The sequence below is a fragment of the Alkalicoccobacillus plakortidis genome, from assembly GCF_023703085.1.
GTDB lineage: Bacteria > Bacillota > Bacilli > Bacillales > Bacillaceae_D > Alkalicoccobacillus > Alkalicoccobacillus plakortidis.
Genome location: NZ_JAMQJY010000002.1, coordinates 517,757 through 538,416, shown reverse-complemented (window position 1 = coordinate 538,416; position 20,660 = coordinate 517,757). Strand labels below are relative to the sequence as shown.

Here is a 20,660-nt window from a genome sequence, read left to right as displayed (position 1 = left end):
ATGACAAAAACAAAACGAATTTTAGCGATTGAAACAAGCTGTGATGAAACGGCAGCAGCAGTTATTGAAAACGGAACAACTATACTGAGCAATGTAGTGGCTTCACAAATTGAAAGCCATAAGCGTTTTGGTGGAGTTGTTCCTGAAGTAGCTTCAAGACATCATGTGGAGCAAGTGACTAGAATCATAGAGCAGGCGCTTGTTGAGGCAAATTTAGAGCCGAAAGATTTAGATGCAGTGGCTGTTACGGAAGGCCCAGGTCTTGTTGGAGCATTGCTAGTTGGAGTACATGCAGCTAAAGCACTAGCCTTTGCGCATAGTCTGCCGCTAATTGGTGTCCATCATATTGCTGGTCATATCTATGCGAATCAGCTTGTCCAACCGATGCGTTTTCCACTACTCGCGTTAGTAGTATCTGGTGGACATACTGAGCTGATCTATATGCAAGAGGATGGCCACTATGAAACGATGGGTATGACACGAGATGATGCAGTAGGCGAGGCGTATGATAAAGTGGCACGAACATTAGGACTGCCATATCCAGGTGGACCTCACATTGATCGTTTAGCACATGAAGGAAAAGCGGAGATGACTTTTCCACGTTCATGGTTAGAGCCAGACTCCTTGGATTTTAGTTTTAGTGGATTAAAATCACACGTATTAAATGTGGTGCATAATCAGAGGCAACGTGGTGAAAAACCGAACCCAGCTAATTTAGCAGCTAGTTTTCAGGAAAGTGTCATCGATGTATTGGTGAGCAAAACGAGAACAGCTGTTAATAAGTATGGAGTGAAACAATTGGTCGTAGCTGGAGGAGTAGCAGCTAACAAAGGCCTACGAGCGGCACTTGAGAAGGAATTTGCTGAGTCTTTGACTTTGTCTATCCCGCCTTTATCCTTGTGTACAGATAATGCGGCTATGATCGGAGCAGCAGCTTTTTACCAATTAGAGCATGGTACATTTGCTGCTTGGATCTGAATGGTCGTCCGGGAATGGAATTATAAGCTTTAGATTTAATAGGAACGGAAGAAGGGTCATCCCTTTTTTCGTTCTTTTTTTATGAAATGTATCAGATGTGGAACAATAAAAAGAACATCAATTAAAAAGAATAAGATGCGTTTATTTCTGTGTATAAAATTATCAACAAGCTGTGGATAATGTGGAAATCATCTTGGAAGAATAATATGAAGGAAATGCGAAGACACATTTACAAAGTATAAACAAACTGTAAAGGATATCATTTATTATTCTTTTTCTGTGGATATGTCTGTGGATAATGTGGATATGTCAGAATATATTGCAAAGGAGCGGACAAATGCGACTGATTATGCTAGTTTGCTTATTTGTTTTATCTTTACCCTATTCTGTGGAAGCAAAACCAAATGATATAGGAAGTTCTCAAATTGTTTTGATTGTTCCTGGCATGAGTTTTGATGATACAGAGTGGTATACCGAATTTGGGGACAAGTTGTTATGGGATCATGCATACATTGGGGCCATGAATACAAAGTCGGCCGGCCTATATTCTGAGATGGGAAGTATGATGACGCTCGCTTCAGGTCGTAAATCAATAGGCGTCCAAGCTTGGAATGGTTATGACTCAGACGAAATCGTACAAAGTAGACCAATTCAAGAACAATATGAACAACTTACTGGATATCAAACAAACTTGCCTATTGTTCATCCACTCATTGCCGAGATGCAACGGGAAAATCAGGTGACACTTTATAAATCAAAGGTTGGCCAGTTTGGAGACCGACTAAAGAACAAGGGCATAACCACCTATGTAATGGGTACAAGTGATACGAATCATCAGCATCGATTTGCTAGTTTGATTACGATGGATTCTCAAGGTGGTGCCACTGGACATTTTCGTTCAAGTGTTATTCGCGATCATAGTCGTGCATTTGGTATAAAAATGAACACGGAATGGATCATGAATCAATTAAAAAGCGAAACTCTTCGGAGCAAACGCCTTGTTGTAATTGAGTGGGGGGACTTGTATCGCCTCTATCAGCTAAAGCATCAAATGACTGAGGCACAATACATATTACAAAAAGAACAGGCATTAGTTGAATTAGAGACATTTATTTCATCGATCCATGAACAGTATGATGATCAGATCTGGCTGCTATCTCCATTTGTGAACAAGCAGGCATACGCGAATAAACAGCAGCTGGCTCCTGTGTATAACTGGATAAAAGGAGAGAGTGGCGGAACATTTTACTCTGAGACAACAAGAAGAACGGACGTATTAAGTAATATTGATCTAATACCAACTTTTGTTCAGGAGTTAGGGATGGCTGTAGACAATTACGATGTTGGATTTCCTTTGAAGAAGGTAGGAACAGACGGAAGTGCACAGCAAGAACTGATAAGTAGCGTCCATCAGTCTGTGAGAATTTTTGCGTCACGTGCGTTGGTGCTTTCTATCTATGTAACCAGTTTGGCTGTATTACTGCTTGCGGTTGGTTGTTTAACATGGTTTGGTTCTAAAAAAAAATTGAGCAGCGTTCTGCTTCCAACAATTCTACTATCAGCACTTAGCTCCCCACTTTGGTTTTTAGTTTTAGCGGGACTCGAGACAAGGGCAGGGGTTGGGATTTTTGTATTGCTCCTTATTGGTTGTTCTGTTTTGTGGGGAGCGATTTTTAGAATTCTTGGAGATGTTGGTTTAGATGTAACAGCCTCAATAACAGTAATCGTATTATGTGTGGATGTGTTAACAGGCTCATCCCTGCTGTCCCACTCATATTTAGGATATGATCCAATTATCGGTGCGAGATATTACGGAATTGGTAATGAGTACGTAGGAATTTTTATTAGTTTTCTATTTGTTATGACTGTCTATTTCATAAGAGTCAGTCATAAGTGGATGCGAAGATTACTACTTGCTTTTATATTTGGAGCACAGCTGTTGTTTATTGGGCACACGCAACTAGGGGCAAATGCAGGTGGATTTTTGTCAGCCGGTTTGGCGATCATGTATTGGATGGTTCTGTATAGAAACGTGAGATTCACTGCAAAAAAGATAATCCTAATCAGTTTACTAACAGGAGTAGGTGCTATTTTGTCTCTTTACCTCCTTCAATTAATAGGAAAGCCATCTCATATCGGAACGGCTTTCGGGAGGCTGTTCGCTGGTGACATTTCGTTTATTATGGATACGATTATCCGTAAGTTAGAAATGAATATCAAGTTGTTTAAGCATTCAAACTGGACGCAGCTGCTGGTAACTAGTTATTTACTTGCAGCGGTTATTTTATGGTGGAAACGTGTTCGATTTTCTGAGCTTGGTAAACAATTGTTTATCAAAACGGGAGTGGTCTGCTCGATTATCCTTCTTCTCATCAATGATTCAGGAGTCGTCGCCGCAGCAACCTCGATGTTTTGTGTAGTAGCTACTTATTTTTATTGGATTCAAGTGGAGCAGAGTTAATTCACAGGGAGAATTGGTGAGGGGGTAGAGCGAGAAGGGATTAGGGGCAAAGGGCAAAGGGAAAGGGCAAAGGCAAAGGCAAAGGGCAATACCAAGAAAGATTGGCCGTAACCCAGGAGGATTTTTGATCCACCAAGATAGTAGCTGTGATAGCAAGAGAAATGACAGAAATATCAAGAGGGATTGAGCTTTTACTAAGCTCGGAGCAGCTAGAACAAGAAGAACAGCGGTGGGAGCAAGAGCCCGGCATTGATAGTAAGAGAAAGGGAAACTTCAGTAAGAACCCCCTACAACTTACCAAGAGACAGCACCCAAAACCAAGATGAAGCTCGCCACACCAAGAGACAGCATCTAAAACCAAGACGAAGCTCATCACACCAAGAGACAGCACCCAATACCAAGACCAACCTCCGACTACCAAGATCTATCACTAAAACCAAATAGCGAACGATCCTATTTAGGATCGTTCGCCATGTTCATTCGTTTGTATACTGTTGATCTAGAAACTAATTCTCATTCTTCAATTTGAAGTGATTCCCATTCTTCCATTAAAGACTCAAGTAATTGGTTAGCTGAGTTTAATTCTGTTTGAATTTCAGTTGCGCGGACGTGATCTGCATAGATTTCTGGGTCGCATAAGGCTAGTTCATTTTTGTTGATTGACTCCTCGAGTTGAGCCATCTCAGCTTCAATGGCTTCAATGCGACGTAGGCGCTTGGCGTTCTTGTTTTTTGGCTTCCTTATCTTGAGTGTAGTGTTGTTTAGGTACTTGTACTTCTTTTGATTGGATAACACTGTTTTTTTGCTCTTCTAATAGCTCGAATTGCTTTTTTTCTTCCTTTTTCTCAAGGTAATAATCATAGTCTCCTAAATAGGAAGTTGTTTTCCCATCCTCTAGCTCAACAGTACGTGTTGTTAATCGATTAAGAAAATAGCGATCATGTGAGACAAAGAGTAATGTGCCTGGGTAATCTATTAATGCTGCTTCCAGTATTTCTTTGGCATCGAGGTCAAGGTGATTGGTTGGCTCATCTAAGAGTAGTAAATTAGCTTTTTGCATCATCAGCTTTGCCAGGGCTAGCCTAGCTTTTTCTCCACCGCTTAGAGCCGTTACTGGTTTTAACACGTCATCTCCACTAAACAAAAAGTTGCCCAAGCACTGTACGAATGTCTTTTTCTGGAGTCAGTGAATGTTCGTCCCATAATTCATTTAACACGGTTTTGTTTGATTGGAGATCTGCCTGAACCTGATCATAATAGCCAACTGTTACATGGGAACCAAATCGAATGGTTCCTGAATCAGGCTGAAGCTTGTCCATAATCGCTTTTAGTAAAGTGGATTTGCCGGCTCCATTTGGACCGATTAAAGCAACACTCTCTCCTTTATTAAGCTCTAGATTCAAATCTGTTAGGATAGGTTCATCCGAAAAGGAAAGAGTAAGATCATGAACTCGGAGAACTTCATTTCCGCTTTGACGTTTTATATCAAATGAAAACGACGCAGATTTCTCAGATCCAAGCTGGCCTGTCCAACATGGTCATCTTCTCAAGTTGTTTTCGTCTACTTTGAGCTCTTTTCGTTGTAGAAGCACGAACAAGATTTCGAGCAATAAAATCTTCAAGCTTGGCTACTTCATCCTGTTGTTTCTCAAACTGCTTTAGCTCTTGTTCAAATCTTGCTGCTTTTTCATCTAGATAAAAGCTGTAGTTTCCAGGATATTTTATCGATTGCTGTCTGGAAAGCTCAATCACACCTGTTACAATCTGATCGAGAAAATATCTATCATGGGATACAAGTAGAATCGCACCCTTATATCCATTTAAAAATTGCTCTAACCACGATAGTGTATCAATATCAAGATGGTTGGTCGGTTCATCTAGAATTAATAGGTCTGGTCTCTGTAGTAATAACTTCGCTAGGGCAAGTCTTGTGCGTTGACCGCCACTGAGAGTTGAGATGCTAGTGGAATAATCAAAGCTCGAAAAGTTAAGGCCAGAGAGAATGCTCCGAATGTCCGCTTCATATTGATAGCCACCCTGGTCCTTAAAGGTAATTTGCAGTTCATCATATTCCTTAAGCAGCTTGGCATAGCTATTGTCATCAGAGAGAACCTTCTCATCTGACATAGTTGACTCGAGTTCTCTAAGTTTATGTTCCATCTTACGTAAGGGGTCAAAAACAGTAAGCATCTCATCCCAAATCGAACGTTCAGATGCCAATCCACTATGCTGTTCAAGGTAACCAATGCGCACACCTTTTGGAATCATAATTTGTCCCTCGTCGGGTTGATACTCACCAGCAATTATCTTTAACAATGTGGACTTTCCAGCGCCGTTTCGACCGACAAGTGCTAGTCTATCTCCAGTTTGGACTTCAAGTTTGACATTTTTTAAAATAGGGTCAGCAATAAAAGCTTTTGATACATTGATACATTGTAAAACAATCATAATAAGTCCTTCCCGTGTACACTTCTTTTTATATAGTGTAACGTATAACAGAACATCCTCACAACTTATGAATACTTCTTATGCTAGCCCTTACATTCCTCGTAAAATAGTGTACAATATAGGTAGTTCTCTCTTCAGAAAGAGGATGAACAATCTCAGGAGGAAACTAATGAAGTCAGACCAAATGAAGATACCACAAGCAACTGCAAAAAGACTTCCACTTTATTATCGGTTCCTCGAGAACTTACATGCTTCCGGTAAGCAACGAGTATCTTCAACAGAACTGAGTGAAGCGGTTAAAGTAGATTCTGCAACAATCAGAAGAGATTTTTCTTATTTTGGCGCTTTAGGAAAAAAAGGATATGGGTACAATGTTAATTATCTACTTTCTTTTTTTCGTGAAACACTAGATCAAGATGACTTAACAAAGGTTATGCTGTTGGAGTCGGGAATCTAGGCACGGCGTTTCTTCACTATAACTTTTTTAAAAATAATAATACCCAGATTGACATGGCATTTGATGTAGACAAGAATAAGATCGGTACTGATGTTGGAGGTGTAGTGATTCATGATCTGGACCAATTTGAAGAACTGCACACTGAAAATATTTCGGTTGCTATTTTGACCGTTCCGGCACCAGTTGCTCAAAAAATTGCGGACAGGCTTGTTGCAGCTGGAGTAAAAGGAATTCTGAATTTTACACCTGCAAGACTAACTGTACCGGATTCTGTTAGAGTCCATCATATTGATCTTGCCATTGAGCTTCAAGCACTTGTGTATTTTCTAAAGCATTATCCATTAGATTCACCACAATAAGGAGGAGAAATAAATTATGCCTATGGGACCAATGAGTATTATACTTATTGCGATTGTTGCCTTACTAATCTTTGGACCGAAGAAGCTTCCGGAGCTAGGAAAAGCATTTGGATCAAGCCTACGTGAGTTTAAGAATGCAACTAAAGGTCTTGCTGATGATGAAGACGATAAGAAACGCGAAAAAGACCAAGTTTAAAATAAGGAAGGATTTCATATGAAAGAACAGGAAATGTCCATATGGGCCCATCTTGAGGAATTAAGACGAAGACTTTTTATCGTCCTCGTCTTTTTTGCAGTGGCGCTGATTGTTGGATTTTTTGTCTCATCACCACTTATCACGTTGCTTCAGCAGACGCCAGAAGCTCGAGATTTGCCAATGAATGCTTTTAAAATGACTGATCCACTTCGTATATTTATGACCTTTACCTTTGCCATTGGTATAGTTCTCATTTTTCCAGTGGTTCTGTATCAACTGTGGTCCTTTGTGAAACCAGGTCTACATGAGAAGGAACAGAAAGCAACACTTGCCTATATTCCCATTGCATTTGTCTTGTTTTTGACAGGTGTTGCATTTGCTTATTTTGTTCTTTTTCCATTTATCCTTTCCTTTATGGCTAGTATGGCAGATCGCCTGGATATTACGGAACAGTACGGGATTAACGAGTATTTTGCTTTTTTGTTTCAATTAATTTTGCCGTTTGGTGCATTATTCCAACTACCAGTAGTTGTGATGTTTCTAACTCGGATTGGATTACTAACACCCATTCTTCTACGTAAGATACGGAAATACGCTTATTTTGTCCTACTTGTGATTGCTGGGTTCATCACACCACCAGATTTATTTTCACATCTAATGGTTACTGTACCCTTATTGTTACTTTATGAATTTAGTATATGGCTTTCAAAGCTGACCTATCGTAAGTACAAACTAACTGAAGAAGCAGCTCAAAAGAAGCAATCAGATTAAAAATTAAAAACGATATGGAGATGGTTTAGGCTATGACGATGATTAATCAGTCGCTATATGAATTTATGGAAAAAGAATCTAAGAACATTACAGAAGATTGGTTTAAAACGCTTGAGGAAGATGATGTAGATTCGGTTTATTCTGTGAAGGATTCAGATGCGATACATAAATTAATGCAACAAAATACAGCATACTTAATTACATTAAATTTAATTTTTACAAAACCTATTTCAGAGGTACAAGAACGAATTTATAGCTGGATCAATGAAATTGGCAATGATCGAGCACATTTACAAACACCACTTCATCAAATGTTTAGAGAATTTGTGAGAACAAGAGATATTTACCTATCCTACATTAATAAATTTGTTGAAGAGAATTCAACCGAAGCATCAAAGGAACTGGCTGATGAATGGAGAAAACAAGTCATTAAGACATTGGATTTCACTATTCACCATTTCATCAAAAAGATTGATACCAATACAACAGTCCAGTTAGAAGCACAAAAAGAAATGATTAACGAACTTAGCTCTCCAGTCATTTTGCTTCAAAACAATAGTGCGTTGCTTCCTTTAGTAGGAGATATTGATACAGCCCGTGCTAAATCGATTTTAGAGAACACATTGGCTCAATGTGCAGAGAAGGGTGTAGATCATCTTTTCCTAGACCTATCTGGTGTTGTGATCATCGATACAATGGTAGCCAATGAAATTTTTCAATTAATTTCTGCATTATCTATTATTGGAGTACAAACAACTCTATCTGGAATTCGTCCTGAAATTGCACAAACCGCGGTGCAGCTTGGCTTGTCATTTGAGCAGATTAATATCAAGTCTACATTAGCGCAAGCATTAGCCAGTAATTAATAGGAATGACACAAAAAACGGACAGGAGACTGTTCGTTTTTTATTTGATAAGTGATAGTTTGTGAAGTTGTGAACAAAGTATGTACTTCTTGTAAAAACGCTCACAAAGCGAATGAAATCGCTTATACTATGAGTAGAAAGACAATGTGAAACATTTCACATAATAAAAAACAAGGAGGTTTTCATATGTTTAATCGATTTTTAAGAGAAAGTAAATGGGCAGCAGGATTATTGGTGATCTTACGTGTGTATCTTGGATGGACGTGGTTGACTTCAGGGCTCGGAAAAGTAACAGGAGAGTTTTCAGCTGGTGGTTTTTTACAAGCAGCTGTTGCTAACCCAGTAGTAAAGGGTGAAGAAGTGATTTATCCTTTCTACGTGAGCTTTCTTGAAAATGTCGCATTACCATATGAAGGTCTCTTTAGCACTATGGTAGCATGGGGAGAAATTATTGTTGGACTTGGACTTATCTTAGGATTACTGACAACAACAGCGGCGTTTTTTGGAATCGTCATGAACTTCTCATTTTTACTCGCTTGGAACAATCTCTACGAACCCAATAATGATTCTGCTTGGCATCATTATTTTAGTAGCAGGAGCTAACGCGGGAAGAATTGGAGTTGATCGTTACCTAATACCTTTTGTGAAAAATAGATTAAACAAAAAGAATCGTCTTATAGATCAAAATCCACTAAAACCAAGTGAACATCTAGCTTAATAAAAAAACTGTTCGAGTGATTACGACACACTCGGACAGTTTTTTTATTTTGTAGGTTTTAATACGTGTCGATTAGGGTAATAGATATTATCCCTCGTTACTGAACACTATTACTTAGTGCTCAGTATACATACGATGTCTTGTGAATCCCCTCACTTAATTATCCCTACTAAAGTTTTTATCCAGTTCAGAAAAAATGAAAAGGAGTGTGATGATGTAAATGTCCGATTGGATTCAGTTTCTACAAATTAATCAATCCACGATTATTAGCATGACGATTGAACATATTGTTTTAGTCGGTCTGGCATTAATTATTGCCATTGCGATAGGCGTGTCGATTGGAATCTATCTCACAACAAATGATGAATTAGCCGAGACGGTTTTACAAGCTGCGTCTATCTTATTAACCATTCCGAGTATTGCGCTTTTTGGATTAATGATTCCTTTTTTCTCGATTATTAATCAAGGGATTGGCTTTGTTCCAGCTCTTACCGCGCTTGTTTTGTATTCGCAACTTCCAATCATTCGTAATACATATACAGCCATTAAAAACGTGAACCCAGAAATAAAGGATGCGGCAAATGGAATAGGAATGAAAAGTAGTCAGCGTATTTTGCGAGTCGAGATTCCAAATGCAATGCCGGTTATTATGGCGGGCATACGAACGGCTGTTGTTTTGAATATTGGGATTGGTGTTATTGCAGCTTTTATTGGTGCTGGAGGATTAGGTGGCCTAATCGTACAAGGCATTACTAGAGGAGACCATTATTCGATTATCGCAGGGGCAGTAGCAGTTTCATTATTGGCAATTGTTGCAGATGGACTTTTATTTTTTATTCAGAAGTGGCTTACTCCAAAAGGTTTAACCCAATAATCTAGATAGAGGTGAATAAATGCTTACATTTGATCATGTAGTAAAAAAATATACGAGTGAAGTAACCGCAGTAAAAGATGTTAGCTTTGAAGTTAAAGAAGGGGAAATTGTGATTTTTTTAGGTCCATCTGGCTGTGGAAAGACCACCTTGTTACGTATGGTTAATCGTTTAGAAACCATGACAGAAGGAGATATAAAAATTAATGGTAAAAGCATAAATGAATTAAATGAAATTGAGCTGCGTAGGCAAATTGGTTACGTTATTCAAAGCAATGGATTGTTTCCAAATATGACGATTGAAGAAAATGTTGTGATTGTTCCTGATCTGCTTGGATGGAGTCAAAAGAAAAAAAGAGCTCGTTATAATGAACTAATGAAGTTAATTGGGCTCGATCCAGACGAATTTAGAAAACGTCATCCGAATGAGTTGTCTGGTGGTCAACAACAGCGTATTGGTGTAGCACGTGCATTAGCGGCAGATCCTCCCGTTATGCTAATGGATGAGCCTTTTGGTGCCCTAGATCCTCTAATTCGTGAGAGAATCCAGGATGAATTCTTGCAAATTCAAAGAGAAGTTAAAAAGACAATTCTGTTTGTTAGCCATGATATTGATGAAGCAATCAAAATGGCAGATAAAATTGTCTTAATGAGAGACGGTGAAATTATGCAGTTTGGTTCTCCGTCAGACATTCTAATTAACCCAGCTAATGAGTACGTTTCTTCATTTATTGGAAAAGATCGTGCAATTAAACATTTGAGCTTGCATACGATTGCTGAGCTTGAAGCCGAGATTGGTCTTGTAGGACTCGATCAATCTGTTGAGGATTCAAAAACCGTGCATGTTAACGCGGATTTAAGAAATACACTTGCGATGTTGTTAAATCAAGAGGCGGATCAGATTGTTGTACTAGATGATAATGATCAAGAAAAAGGAGCGATCACAATTGATCTTGTGCAAAAGTATCTTCATTTAGAGATGAAGGTTCGTCCAAAAACGAAAAAACAATCTGAGCAGGTGATCACGTGAGTAAAAATCAACTCATTAACCGGATCGTTAAAACGGTCTTGTACGTGTTAGTTGCATTGTTTTTCATTTGGACAGCTGCAAACGGCTACTATAATCGAATTTTCTCTGACTCTGAAACCTTTTTGATCTTGTTTGGACAGCACTTGCTACTTGTTGCTGTATCTTCGCTTTTGGCGGTGATTGTCGCCTTGCCTTTAGCTGTATTCGTGACAAGACCAAAATATAAAAAATTTGAGTGGATTACGTCGAATGTTGCAAATTTGGCCCAAACGGTTCCAAGTTTAGCCGTTTTAGCCCTGATGATCGGGATCTTAGGCATTGGTTTTGCTCCTGCAGTTTTTGCCTTATTTATTTATTCAGTTCTCCCTATTTTTCGAAATGCTGTGGCTGGTTTTAATTCCATTGATTCAAACCTGAAGGACGCAGGTAAAGGCATGGGTATGAAACCTTCACAAATTTTTTGGAGGATAGAAGTACCTAATTCTAGCTATGCCATCATTGCTGGCTTACGAACAGCAATCGTTTTAAATGTAGGAACCGCGGCGCTTGCTTATTACATCGGTGGCGGTGGATTAGGAGTTTGGATTTTTACAGGAATTAATTTGTTTGATAATGGTTTCTTATTGTCAGGTGCGGTACCTGTTACCTTAATGGCCATTGGAATTGATTTGCTTCTTGCCTGGATGGGTAGAGCAGTTACACCAAAAGGGGCTAAATCAGCTACCTTACAAACTGTAGAATAAGAAGGGAGGGTCAATAGAATGAAGCGCCTATTTGGGTCGTTACATATAACATTAGCACTGTTCATTGTATTAAGTGGCTGTAGTGTATTTGGTGCAGGAAGTAACCAACTGACACTTGGGGCTAAGACATTTACCGAGCAGCAGCTTTTATCAGAAATGACTTTTCATTTGCTTGAAAACGAAGGTTATAATGTTAGACAGATGTCTAACTTAGGTAGTAATGTTGTTCGTACTGCTCTTGAGAACGGTCAGGTTGATTTATATTGGGAATATACCGGAACAGCATTAGTTAGCTATATGGGTGAGGATCCAATTGCTGACCCTGATGATGCTTTTGCTGAGGTTAAACGTCTTGATAAAGAAAATGGAATCGATTGGATTAACGTTTCTGATGTAAATAATACGTACACGCTGCTTATGAGGCAAGAAGAAGCAGATGAACTCGGAATTGAGACGTTAAGTGATTTAGCTGATTACGTGAATGAGAATCCAAACACACTTTCTTTTGGAACGGATGGAGAATTTGCGAATCGTCCAGACGGCTTGCCAAGTGTTGAAGAGACATATGATTTTGCATTCGGTGCCGGACAACTGAGACAGATGGATGCAGGATTAATATATGAAGCCTTATACAATGAGGAACTGAACGTAGGCTTAGGTTACGAAACGGATCCACGAATTGATCAATATGATTTAATTCCATTAGAAGATGATCAATCGGTTTTTCCACCATATAACGTCGCCGTCACAATTAATGAGGATGTACTTACGGAACATCCCGATATAGAAGTGCTAACAAAAGAATTGGCTGACAAACTAGATATTGAAATCATGAGGCAATTAAATTATGAAGTAGATGTCGAAGGTCAAAGTGTATCGATTGTTGCGTATAATTGGTTAGTTGAAAATGGATTACTTGAAGAAGATTGATTAATGGACACAACAAAGATGTTAAGAAAAAAATGTTTAGCATCACCATAACCGAGCCATTATGTTGTTTGACTAACATAATGGCTCGGTTTTTTTGTTTGCACCAGTGGGTAGGCTGGTAAGCTAATCTTTGGAGAGATTGTTGTTTTCAGATCATAATCAGCCACCACTTTCACGTTTGATACACTTATCTTATCAAAAATGAAGAGTCCAGAGTAAAAGGATAGAGACAGACCCAAATGACGACTATTCTTAAAAAGGAACGTTCGCTATTTGGTTGACCAGAACAGTAGCGGAAGGAGAAACCGAAGACTCCTACGGAACAGAACGAGGCAGAGCGACATTGAGGGGGTGCCCTTCCACTTCAAGGGCTGAGGCCGTTCCCGTTGGAAGCGGGTGTTTCTCCTGGAGCGGTGCACATGAGCTGATTTTTAGCTAGTTTTTTCAGTGGTCACGACTAAAGGGCAAGGTTGAAATGATTAGGCAAAGCTAAATTAGGCTGTCGCCCTCCCACGGAAAGCGTGTCGCCCATCCCGGGAGCGGCTAAATTGCAGAATCACCTATAGGTTATCCAAACTTCTATCCATATCCTTTTTTAAAAATAATGTTTTGAAAAAATGTGTAAGGGTATATAAAATAATGATAAACAATTTGGAGGAATGGCGATGAACAAACTTTACGTTTGGATTCCGCTTTTTTGTATGGTCTGTTTGATTGCATCAATTAGTAGTGAACCAACCAACAACATTGAAACGGAGCAGTATACAAACTCATATCAAATAGATGAAGAGTCACAGATACAAACAGTGTCAGATATAAATCCTACAAAGAATGAGTTGGACGATACAGTTGGCACTGAAACAGTTCTAACGATAAAAAAGCACTCAATGGATGATAGAAAACACCTAGTTTATAGCTGGTCGACGGTCACTAAGAAAAAAACAAAAGTAGTATATGAAGAGTTATAACAAAAAAGCCCATTTCCAAGGTTGGAGTAGGGCTTTTAAGCATGTTCAATTATTTATCTTGCATCTTTTTAATTGTCTTACGCATTAGAAGTAATCGTATGCCTACAAAAAAGTCATAAGCGGCAAAAGCGACAAAGAAATAACTAAGAAAGGTCAAGCCATTTGCTCCGACATGCCTAGTTGCAAAATAAATTAATAATGAACCAAGTAAAAAATAAAAAATGGCCATTGGAACAGGAGAAATGATTCTCATATTAGCCTCCTATCACACGCAAAATCATAGATGCATCAATATTATACTGCTCCATTAATCGCTGAATGTCGTCGTAAAAAACAACTTGAACAAGCACAACAAATGAATTGAGTGAAATATGCGCGATGATTGGTACAATAATACGTTTGCTAATAACATACAGAAAAGCAAAAGCATAACCCATTGCAAGATAAACAAGCAAATGTTCAAAGTCCCAATGTGCTGCAGCAAAAACCAATGAACTTAACGTACTAGCAAAGAAAAAGTTCATTTTTTTGTGCAGAGAGCCAAACAATACTTTTCTGAATACAATCTCTTCAATAATTGGTCCAAGTATTGCAATTACAATAATCATAAATGGTACAGCCCGGCTTAACTCAACTAGACTTTCCGTGTTTTCAGATCCAGGTTCAATTCCAAAGACAAAGATTTCAATTAACGCAGCTGCGTACTGTGCAACAAAAACTAGAAAGATCCCAGTAATCGACCACACAATGGTCATACCAATATTTGAGCGGTTGCGATCTAGATTTCCAAGCCGCATATCGGGAAGGAGAAGTAGAAAGATAATAATCGTACCAATGATATAGCTTGTAACAGTTGAATAGCCAATCAGTTGATTAATATCTGAGATCCCAAGTGCTCTAAATAATAGCACGAATGGAACCGCGCCAAATAGCATGGCTATAAAAGTGACAAGGATAAACCAATACCGTATGTTCAAAACAATTGCTCCTTTTTTCGTGGTCAAATCATTTGTTCATTTTATCATAGTCTGTGCAGAAAATCAGAAGGGATGCCTTATGACTGTGACGAATAATATAGAAGAAGTACGCACAAACACTACCAACGCAAAGTTAGAAGTGTTTCGACAAAAAAATTCACGCAAATGACTTGCAAAAGATAGCTGTAATGATTATCATAAGAATTGTGTTAGCACTCATAGCGAACGAGTGCTAATAAGTCCACTACATAGTAATCAAAGGGAGGGTGTTTTCCTTGTTAAAACCATTAGGTGATCGTATTGTTCTTGAACAAATCGAATCAGAGGAAACAACAGCAAGCGGAATTGTACTACCGGGTTCAGCACAAGAAAAACCACAAGAAGGTAAAATCGTTGCTGTAGGAGCAGGCCGTGTAACAGATAATGGCGAGCGTGTTGCGCTTGAGCTTAAAGAAGGCGATTCTGTTATCTTCTCAAAATATGCAGGTACTGAAGTGAAATATGATGGAAAAGATTATTTGATTTTACGTGAGAGCGATGTTCTCGCTGTAATTGGCTAAATAAAAGAGCTTATACTCAAGATTTAACTAGGAGGCAGACAAAATGGCTAAAGATATTAAGTTTAGTGAAGATGCACGTCGTTCCATGCTTCGCGGAGTAGACGCACTTGCAAACGCTGTAAAAGTAACGCTTGGACCAAAAGGACGTAACGTGGTTCTTGAGAAAAAATTTGGTTCACCACTTATCACGAATGATGGTGTAACTATTGCTAAAGAGATCGAACTTGAAGATGCATTTGAAAACATGGGTGCAAAACTTGTTGCTGAAGTAGCAAGCAAAACCAACGACATCGCTGGTGACGGTACTACTACTGCTACCGTTCTTGCTCAAGCAATGATTCGCGAAGGTCTTAAAAACGTAACATCTGGTGCTAACCCAATGGTTATCCGTAAAGGAATTGAGAAAGCAACAGCTGCTGCTGTTCAAGAGCTTCAAAAGATCGCAAAACCAATTGAAGGAAAAGAATCAATCGCACAGGTTGCTGCTATTTCTTCAGGTGACGATGAAGTCGGCCAAATCATTGCAGAGGCAATGGAGCGTGTTGGAAACGACGGCGTTATCACAATTGAAGAATCAAAAGGTTTCTCTACAGAGCTTGAAGTAGTAGAAGGTATGCAATTTGACCGTGGATACTCTTCTCCATACATGGTTACAGACTCTGACAAAATGGAAGCTGTACTTGAGAATCCGTATATCCTTATCACTGATAAGAAAATCGGAAACATCCAAGAAGTACTTCCAGTTCTTGAGCAAGTTGTACAACAGAGCCGTCCAATCCTAATCATTGCTGAAGATGTTGAAGGCGAAGCTCTAGCTACTCTTGTTGTGAACAAACTTCGTGGAACATTTAATGCAGTAGCTGTTAAGGCTCCTGGATTTGGAGATCGTCGTAAAGCAATGCTTGAAGACATCTCAGTTCTAACTGGTGGAGAAGTGATCACTGAAGATCTAGGACTTGATCTTAAATCAGCGAACATCTCTCAACTTGGTCGCGCAAGCAAGGTTGTTGTAACAAAAGAAAACACAACAATCGTTGAAGGTGCTGGTCAAGCAGATCAAATCGCTGGTCGCGTAAACCAAATCAAAGCTCAGCTAGAAGAAACAACTTCTGAGTTTGACAAAGAAAAACTTCAAGAACGTCTAGCTAAGCTTGCAGGTGGAGTAGCAGTCCTTAAAGTTGGAGCTGCAACGGAAACTGAAATGAAAGAACGTAAGCTTCGCATCGAGGATGCCCTGAATTCTACGCGCGCAGCAGTAGAAGAAGGAATTGTAGCTGGTGGTGGTACAGCACTTGTTAACGTACTTAAAGCCGTTCAAGCTGTAGATGCTACTGGAGACGAAGCAACGGGTGTAAACATTGTAATCCGTGCTCTTGAAGAACCAGTTCGTCAAATCGCTCACAACGCAGGTCTTGAAGGATCTGTAATCGTAGAACGTCTTAAAGGTGAAGCAGTTGGAATTGGTTTCAACGCTGCAACTGGCGAGTACGTAAACATGGTTGACGCTGGTATCGTTGACCCTGCTAAAGTAACACGCTCTGCTCTTCAAAACGCAGCAAGCGTATCTGCAATGCTTCTTACAACCGAAGCCGTAATCGCTGATAAGCCAGAAGAAAACGCTGGCGGAGGCGGAATGCCTGATATGGGCGGCATGGGTGGAATGGGCGGCATGGGCGGAATGATGTAATCATTCGCTCGTGAGCCTTGATAAGAGAAAGCCCCAGTAAAGAGGATTAACCTTTACTGGGGCTTCTTTTTTTATGAGTATTTATAACTGTATGAAGTTAGACTGGTCAAAGAAATAAGTCTGAGATGCTCAAAAACAGATTAAGAGTGCTCAGAAATTTCGATAGGTGCTCATAAAAATGATAAATGCTCAAAAAGATAAGCTTGATGCTCAAAAAAACCTTAAGGAGGAGCAAAAAATTCAAAAATGCTCATTTTTATTGAATTTTTGCGCGAAAAGCTAGTCCATAAAGTTTAGTAACAATAAGGTAGTATAAATGGAATATTAATTGACAAATACACCAGTTAAAACTACAATGTAAGCGCATTCATTTATTCCCAAATTCAAAGCAGAAAGGACAAGATATATGAGGATTATTCGTTATAAAACAGTTAACGGAAAACAATTAGCAGCAGTGACGGAAGATAATATGGTGTTTGATCTACCCTTTTCGGATTTTGTATCAATGGTCACAGAAGCGAAGAGTCAGAATGAAACACCGCTAAATTTGGTTCAGCAATTCTCAAAAAATCAATCCCACCTAGCTTTGGCTGAGCTTGAACTTACCACTCCACTAGACGCTCCAGAAGTATGGGCAGCCGGCGTCACCTACAAAAAAAGTAAAGAAGCCCGTAACTATGAAGCTACTCAAGGGAAGCTAAACGCAGAAACTTTTTATGATAAGGTCTATAATGCTACACGTCCTGAGATTTTCTTTAAGTCCACGGCAGCCAGAACGGTAGGTCCAAATGATCCTGTATACTTACGTTCGGATTCAAATTGGCAGATTCCAGAGCCAGAGTTAGGATTGGTCCTAGATAAGAGTGGTAACATCCTAGGCTATACTGCGGGAAATGATATGAGCTGTCGAGACATCGAAGGAGAGAATCCATTATATCTTCCTCAAGCAAAGGTTTGGAAGCATTCATGCTCCATTGGTCCATCGATTATATTAAAAGAAGCGGTGGTTGATCCATATGAGTTTGAAATTATTTGCCGGATTTTCAGAAATGAAAAATTGGTATTTGAGGGAAGGGCACAAGTAAATCAGTTGAAGCGTAAATTAGAAGAGCTAGTTCATTATTTAACACTGGATAATGAACTCTTTGATGGAACCATTCTATTAACTGGAACGTGTGTTGTTCCTCCAAACGAATTCACATTACGTGAACATGATCGGATTGAGATTGAGGTTCCAGGCATTGGTATTCTAAATAATCCTGTTCTGCAAAGTGATCATTCAACGAAAACACCTTCACTTTGAGTGACTGATTATTGCAGCAAGAGGAACTGCAAACTGTTTAGCAAGAGCGATGTTTTTCTTAAAAAGAGATTAATCTGATGTAGCAAGAATCTGACTAAACAAAAATAGTAGAGATAGACCATTAATGTGAGGTCCATCGTGAGGTCCATCTCTACTATTTTTAATTATGTTGTTTAGCCAGTGCTTCTTCTCCGGCCTTTAATACTTTAATGATACGATCGACGTCATAGACGCTACCTTTCCACGTTCCTCCACTTACATTTTGCAAAGCGGCCCAGAGGCGCGTGTCATCAGGCAAGTTTGGTGCTGGCCTAATATCACCGTTTTTTGTTCGCTGTTCAAGAACGATTGCCCCATTGGTAGGTGTCAGCTCCGATTCGATGGACCCTAGAAAGTGAAGATGACCTTCTAGATTGACCGTGTCAATTTGGATTTCGATTAAATCTCCATCTCTTAGCTTTCCAATGGGACCTCCAGCTAGGGCTTCGGGCCCTACATGACCGATACATGCACCTGTTGAAACACCAGAAAACCTGGCATCGGTAATCAATGTGACATATTTTCCATAAGATAAATGCTTCAGGGCAGAGGTTAGCTGATAGGTTTCTTCCATACCGGTTCCTAATGGGCCGCAACCTGAGACAACCATGATATCGCCCTTCTGAATCATGTTATTTTTAATGGCTGCAATGGCTGCTCGTTCACTAGAAAATACTTTTGCGCTATTTTTATGATAATAGATACCTTTCTCATCAATCACGTCAGCATCTATAGACGTTGATTTGATAATGGCCCCCTCTGGAGCTATGTTGCCGATTGGAAAGGTAATGGTGGAACTCATACCACGTGCTTTAGCTTGAGATGGGTTCATAATAACTTCTTCCGGATTTATCCCGTCCGCTTCCATTAAACGCTGTTTCATTTTTTCTCTACGTTCGGATTTCTCCCACCAATTTAGGTTCTCACCCAGTGATTTGCCGGTAACCGTTAGAACATTTAAATCAAGCAAGTCTAAATCTCTTAGATGGAGCATCACCTCTGGAACTCCTCCTGCAAGATACGCACGGATGGTCGGGTGATAATCGGGTCCATTCGGAAGAACGCTGACGAGTCGAGGCGTTTCCCGGTTTACTTGAATCCAATCTTCAACGGTTGGAACCTTACATTTGGCTGCATGTGCGATAGCCGGAATATGTAGAAGGAGGTTTGTCGATCCGCCAAAAGCTGCATGAACAACCATGGCATTCCGAATGGATGCATCAGTAACAATATGCCTTGTTTTGATACCTGTGTTTTCCATATAAATGATTGCTCTAGCTGATTGTCTGGCCATCTCCTTCCAAATTTCCTGACCAGAGGGGGCTAAGGCAGCGTGGGGAACGGATAGTCCTAATGCTTCACTTACCACTTGTGCGGTTGCGGCAGTACCAAGAAACTGACAGCCACCTCCTGATGTAGCGCAAGCTCTGCATCCAAGCTCTGAAGCTTCTTTAAGCGAGAGCTCACCATTGGAATATCTGGCACCGATGGTTTGGATCTTGCCAGCATCTTCACCAAAAAGAGGAGGGAGTGTGACCCCACCTGGTACAAGAATCGTTGGAAGTTCATGCATTGAACATAAGGCAAGCAGCATGGCTTGGCAGACCTTTATCACAGGTAGCAATACCAATGACGGCTTTCCTAGTTGGCAACGAACGGATGAGTCGACGGTACACAATAGCTGCATCATTACGGTAGGGAAAAGAATCAAACATTCCATCTGTACCCTGAGTCCGACCATCACAAGGATCACTAACGTATGCTGCAAAAGGCATACCTTTTGCTTTTGTTACTTCCATTGCTGCTTCTCTCATTAATAGATCAACTTCCCAATGCCCAGTATGGTAACCAAGTGCAACGGGTTGACCAGTGTGATCTTTCATTCCACCTTGTGTACTGAGTAATAGCACTTCCTTACCAAGCAGCTGATCTAGCTTCCAGCCCATGCCTACGTTTTGAGATAAGCCAAACAGATCACCACTAGGGGATGAGCGAAGCATTTGATCTGTCAAAGGAAGACTTCCTTCTGCGCCAGGAGCAGCGGTTTTAATATTGTACATCTCATCAGTCGGTGTCTGTAATAAATCATCAATCGAATAATTCATGACAACCCCCTTATTTAAAGCGCTTACATTATTATATAAGGAGATTGGATTGATCACAATATAAAGGTAATATGATTGTATGAAGAAAAGGCTCAAAAAAACCGAAGTGATGCTCAAAATATATCTATGTTTGCTCAAAAAAGTGTTAAATGCTCAAAAACAAAGACCATGTGCTCAGAAAAATAGGCTAAGT

Annotated in this window: 14 protein-coding genes and 5 pseudogenes; 15 read left to right on the top strand and 4 right to left on the bottom strand. The window is 39.7% G+C overall.

The window, feature by feature from the left end:
- Together tsaD and NDM98_RS17245 are read left to right on the top strand one after the other, a co-directional pair.
- Positions 1-1,004, top strand: a pseudogene (gene tsaD / locus NDM98_RS17250) (tRNA (adenosine(37)-N6)-threonylcarbamoyltransferase complex transferase subunit TsaD).
- A 311-nt stretch (positions 1,005-1,315) separates the two neighbouring features.
- Positions 1,316-3,439 (top strand): hypothetical protein, encoded by a 2,124-nt coding sequence (locus NDM98_RS17245; protein ID WP_251610336.1) that lies wholly within the window; start codon positions 1,316-1,318, stop codon positions 3,437-3,439.
- 513 nt (positions 3,440-3,952) lie between these two features.
- Here NDM98_RS17245 and NDM98_RS17240 read toward each other — a convergent pair.
- Positions 3,953-5,887, bottom strand: a pseudogene (locus tag NDM98_RS17240) (ABC transporter ATP-binding protein).
- Between the two features lie 169 nt (positions 5,888-6,056).
- On the opposite strand from NDM98_RS17240, the pseudogene NDM98_RS17235 reads away from it, so the two are divergent.
- The 10 genes and pseudogenes from NDM98_RS17235 (at position 6,057) to NDM98_RS17190 (ending at position 13,796) form a co-directional block, all read left to right on the top strand.
- Positions 6,057-6,703: pseudogene (locus NDM98_RS17235) on the top strand (redox-sensing transcriptional repressor Rex).
- A 16-nt stretch (positions 6,704-6,719) separates the two neighbouring features.
- Positions 6,720-6,899, top strand: coding sequence for a sec-independent protein translocase protein TatAY (gene tatAY / locus NDM98_RS17230; RefSeq protein WP_251610335.1), 180 nt, complete (start codon positions 6,720-6,722; stop codon positions 6,897-6,899).
- An 18-nt stretch (positions 6,900-6,917) separates the two neighbouring features.
- Positions 6,918-7,670, top strand: a complete 753-nt coding sequence (gene tatC, locus NDM98_RS17225) for a twin-arginine translocase subunit TatC (RefSeq protein WP_251610334.1) — start codon at positions 6,918-6,920, stop codon at positions 7,668-7,670.
- 32 nt (positions 7,671-7,702) lie between these two features.
- Positions 7,703-8,536, top strand: coding sequence for an STAS domain-containing protein (locus NDM98_RS17220; protein WP_285804031.1), 834 nt, complete (start codon positions 7,703-7,705; stop codon positions 8,534-8,536).
- 186 nt (positions 8,537-8,722) lie between these two features.
- Positions 8,723-9,254: pseudogene (locus NDM98_RS17215) on the top strand (DoxX family membrane protein).
- Between the two features lie 220 nt (positions 9,255-9,474).
- Complete coding sequence (locus NDM98_RS17210) at positions 9,475-10,128, top strand: ABC transporter permease (RefSeq protein WP_251610332.1); 654 nt, start codon at positions 9,475-9,477, stop codon at positions 10,126-10,128.
- A 19-nt stretch (positions 10,129-10,147) separates the two neighbouring features.
- Positions 10,148-11,155, top strand: coding sequence for an ABC transporter ATP-binding protein (locus tag NDM98_RS17205; RefSeq protein ID WP_251610330.1), 1,008 nt, complete (start codon positions 10,148-10,150; stop codon positions 11,153-11,155).
- A complete protein-coding gene (locus NDM98_RS17200) occupies positions 11,152-11,898 on the top strand; it encodes an ABC transporter permease (protein WP_251610328.1) in 747 nt (248 codons plus the stop codon). The genes NDM98_RS17205 and NDM98_RS17200 overlap by 4 nt, the downstream gene beginning before the upstream one ends.
- 18 nt (positions 11,899-11,916) lie before the next feature.
- Entirely contained in the window at positions 11,917-12,828 is a 912-nt protein-coding gene (locus NDM98_RS17195) for a glycine betaine ABC transporter substrate-binding protein (protein WP_251610326.1), read from the top strand.
- A gap of 665 nt (positions 12,829-13,493) precedes the next feature.
- Positions 13,494-13,796 (top strand): hypothetical protein, encoded by a 303-nt coding sequence (locus NDM98_RS17190; RefSeq protein WP_251610324.1) that lies wholly within the window; start codon positions 13,494-13,496, stop codon positions 13,794-13,796.
- Between the two features lie 49 nt (positions 13,797-13,845).
- Here NDM98_RS17190 and NDM98_RS17185 read toward each other — a convergent pair whose 3' ends face one another.
- Positions 13,846-14,049 carry a DUF4305 domain-containing protein gene (locus NDM98_RS17185; RefSeq protein WP_251610322.1) on the bottom strand — a complete coding sequence of 68 codons (204 nt, stop codon included), beginning with the start codon at positions 14,047-14,049 and terminating at the stop codon, positions 13,846-13,848.
- A gap of 1 nt (position 14,050) precedes the next feature.
- Positions 14,051-14,773: a CPBP family intramembrane glutamic endopeptidase gene (locus NDM98_RS17180; protein WP_251610313.1), complete on the bottom strand. Its 723-nt coding sequence runs from the start codon at positions 14,771-14,773 to the stop codon at positions 14,051-14,053.
- Between the two features lie 275 nt (positions 14,774-15,048).
- On the opposite strand from NDM98_RS17180, the gene groES reads away from it, so the two are divergent.
- From groES to NDM98_RS17165, 3 genes are all read left to right on the top strand, one after another.
- On the top strand, positions 15,049-15,333 hold the full coding sequence (gene groES / locus NDM98_RS17175) for a co-chaperone GroES (protein ID WP_251610311.1): 285 nt from the start codon (positions 15,049-15,051) through the stop codon (positions 15,331-15,333).
- Positions 15,334-15,376: 43 nt separating this feature from the next.
- On the top strand, positions 15,377-17,020 hold the full coding sequence (gene groL / locus NDM98_RS17170) for a chaperonin GroEL (RefSeq protein ID WP_251610309.1): 1,644 nt from the start codon (positions 15,377-15,379) through the stop codon (positions 17,018-17,020).
- A 406-nt stretch (positions 17,021-17,426) separates the two neighbouring features.
- Positions 17,427-18,323, top strand: coding sequence for a fumarylacetoacetate hydrolase family protein (locus NDM98_RS17165; protein ID WP_251610307.1), 897 nt, complete (start codon positions 17,427-17,429; stop codon positions 18,321-18,323).
- A 160-nt stretch (positions 18,324-18,483) separates the two neighbouring features.
- Here the strand turns inward: NDM98_RS17165 and NDM98_RS17160 are convergent.
- Positions 18,484-20,467: pseudogene (locus tag NDM98_RS17160) on the bottom strand (YjhG/YagF family D-xylonate dehydratase).
- Between the last annotated feature and the right edge of the window lie 193 nt (positions 20,468-20,660).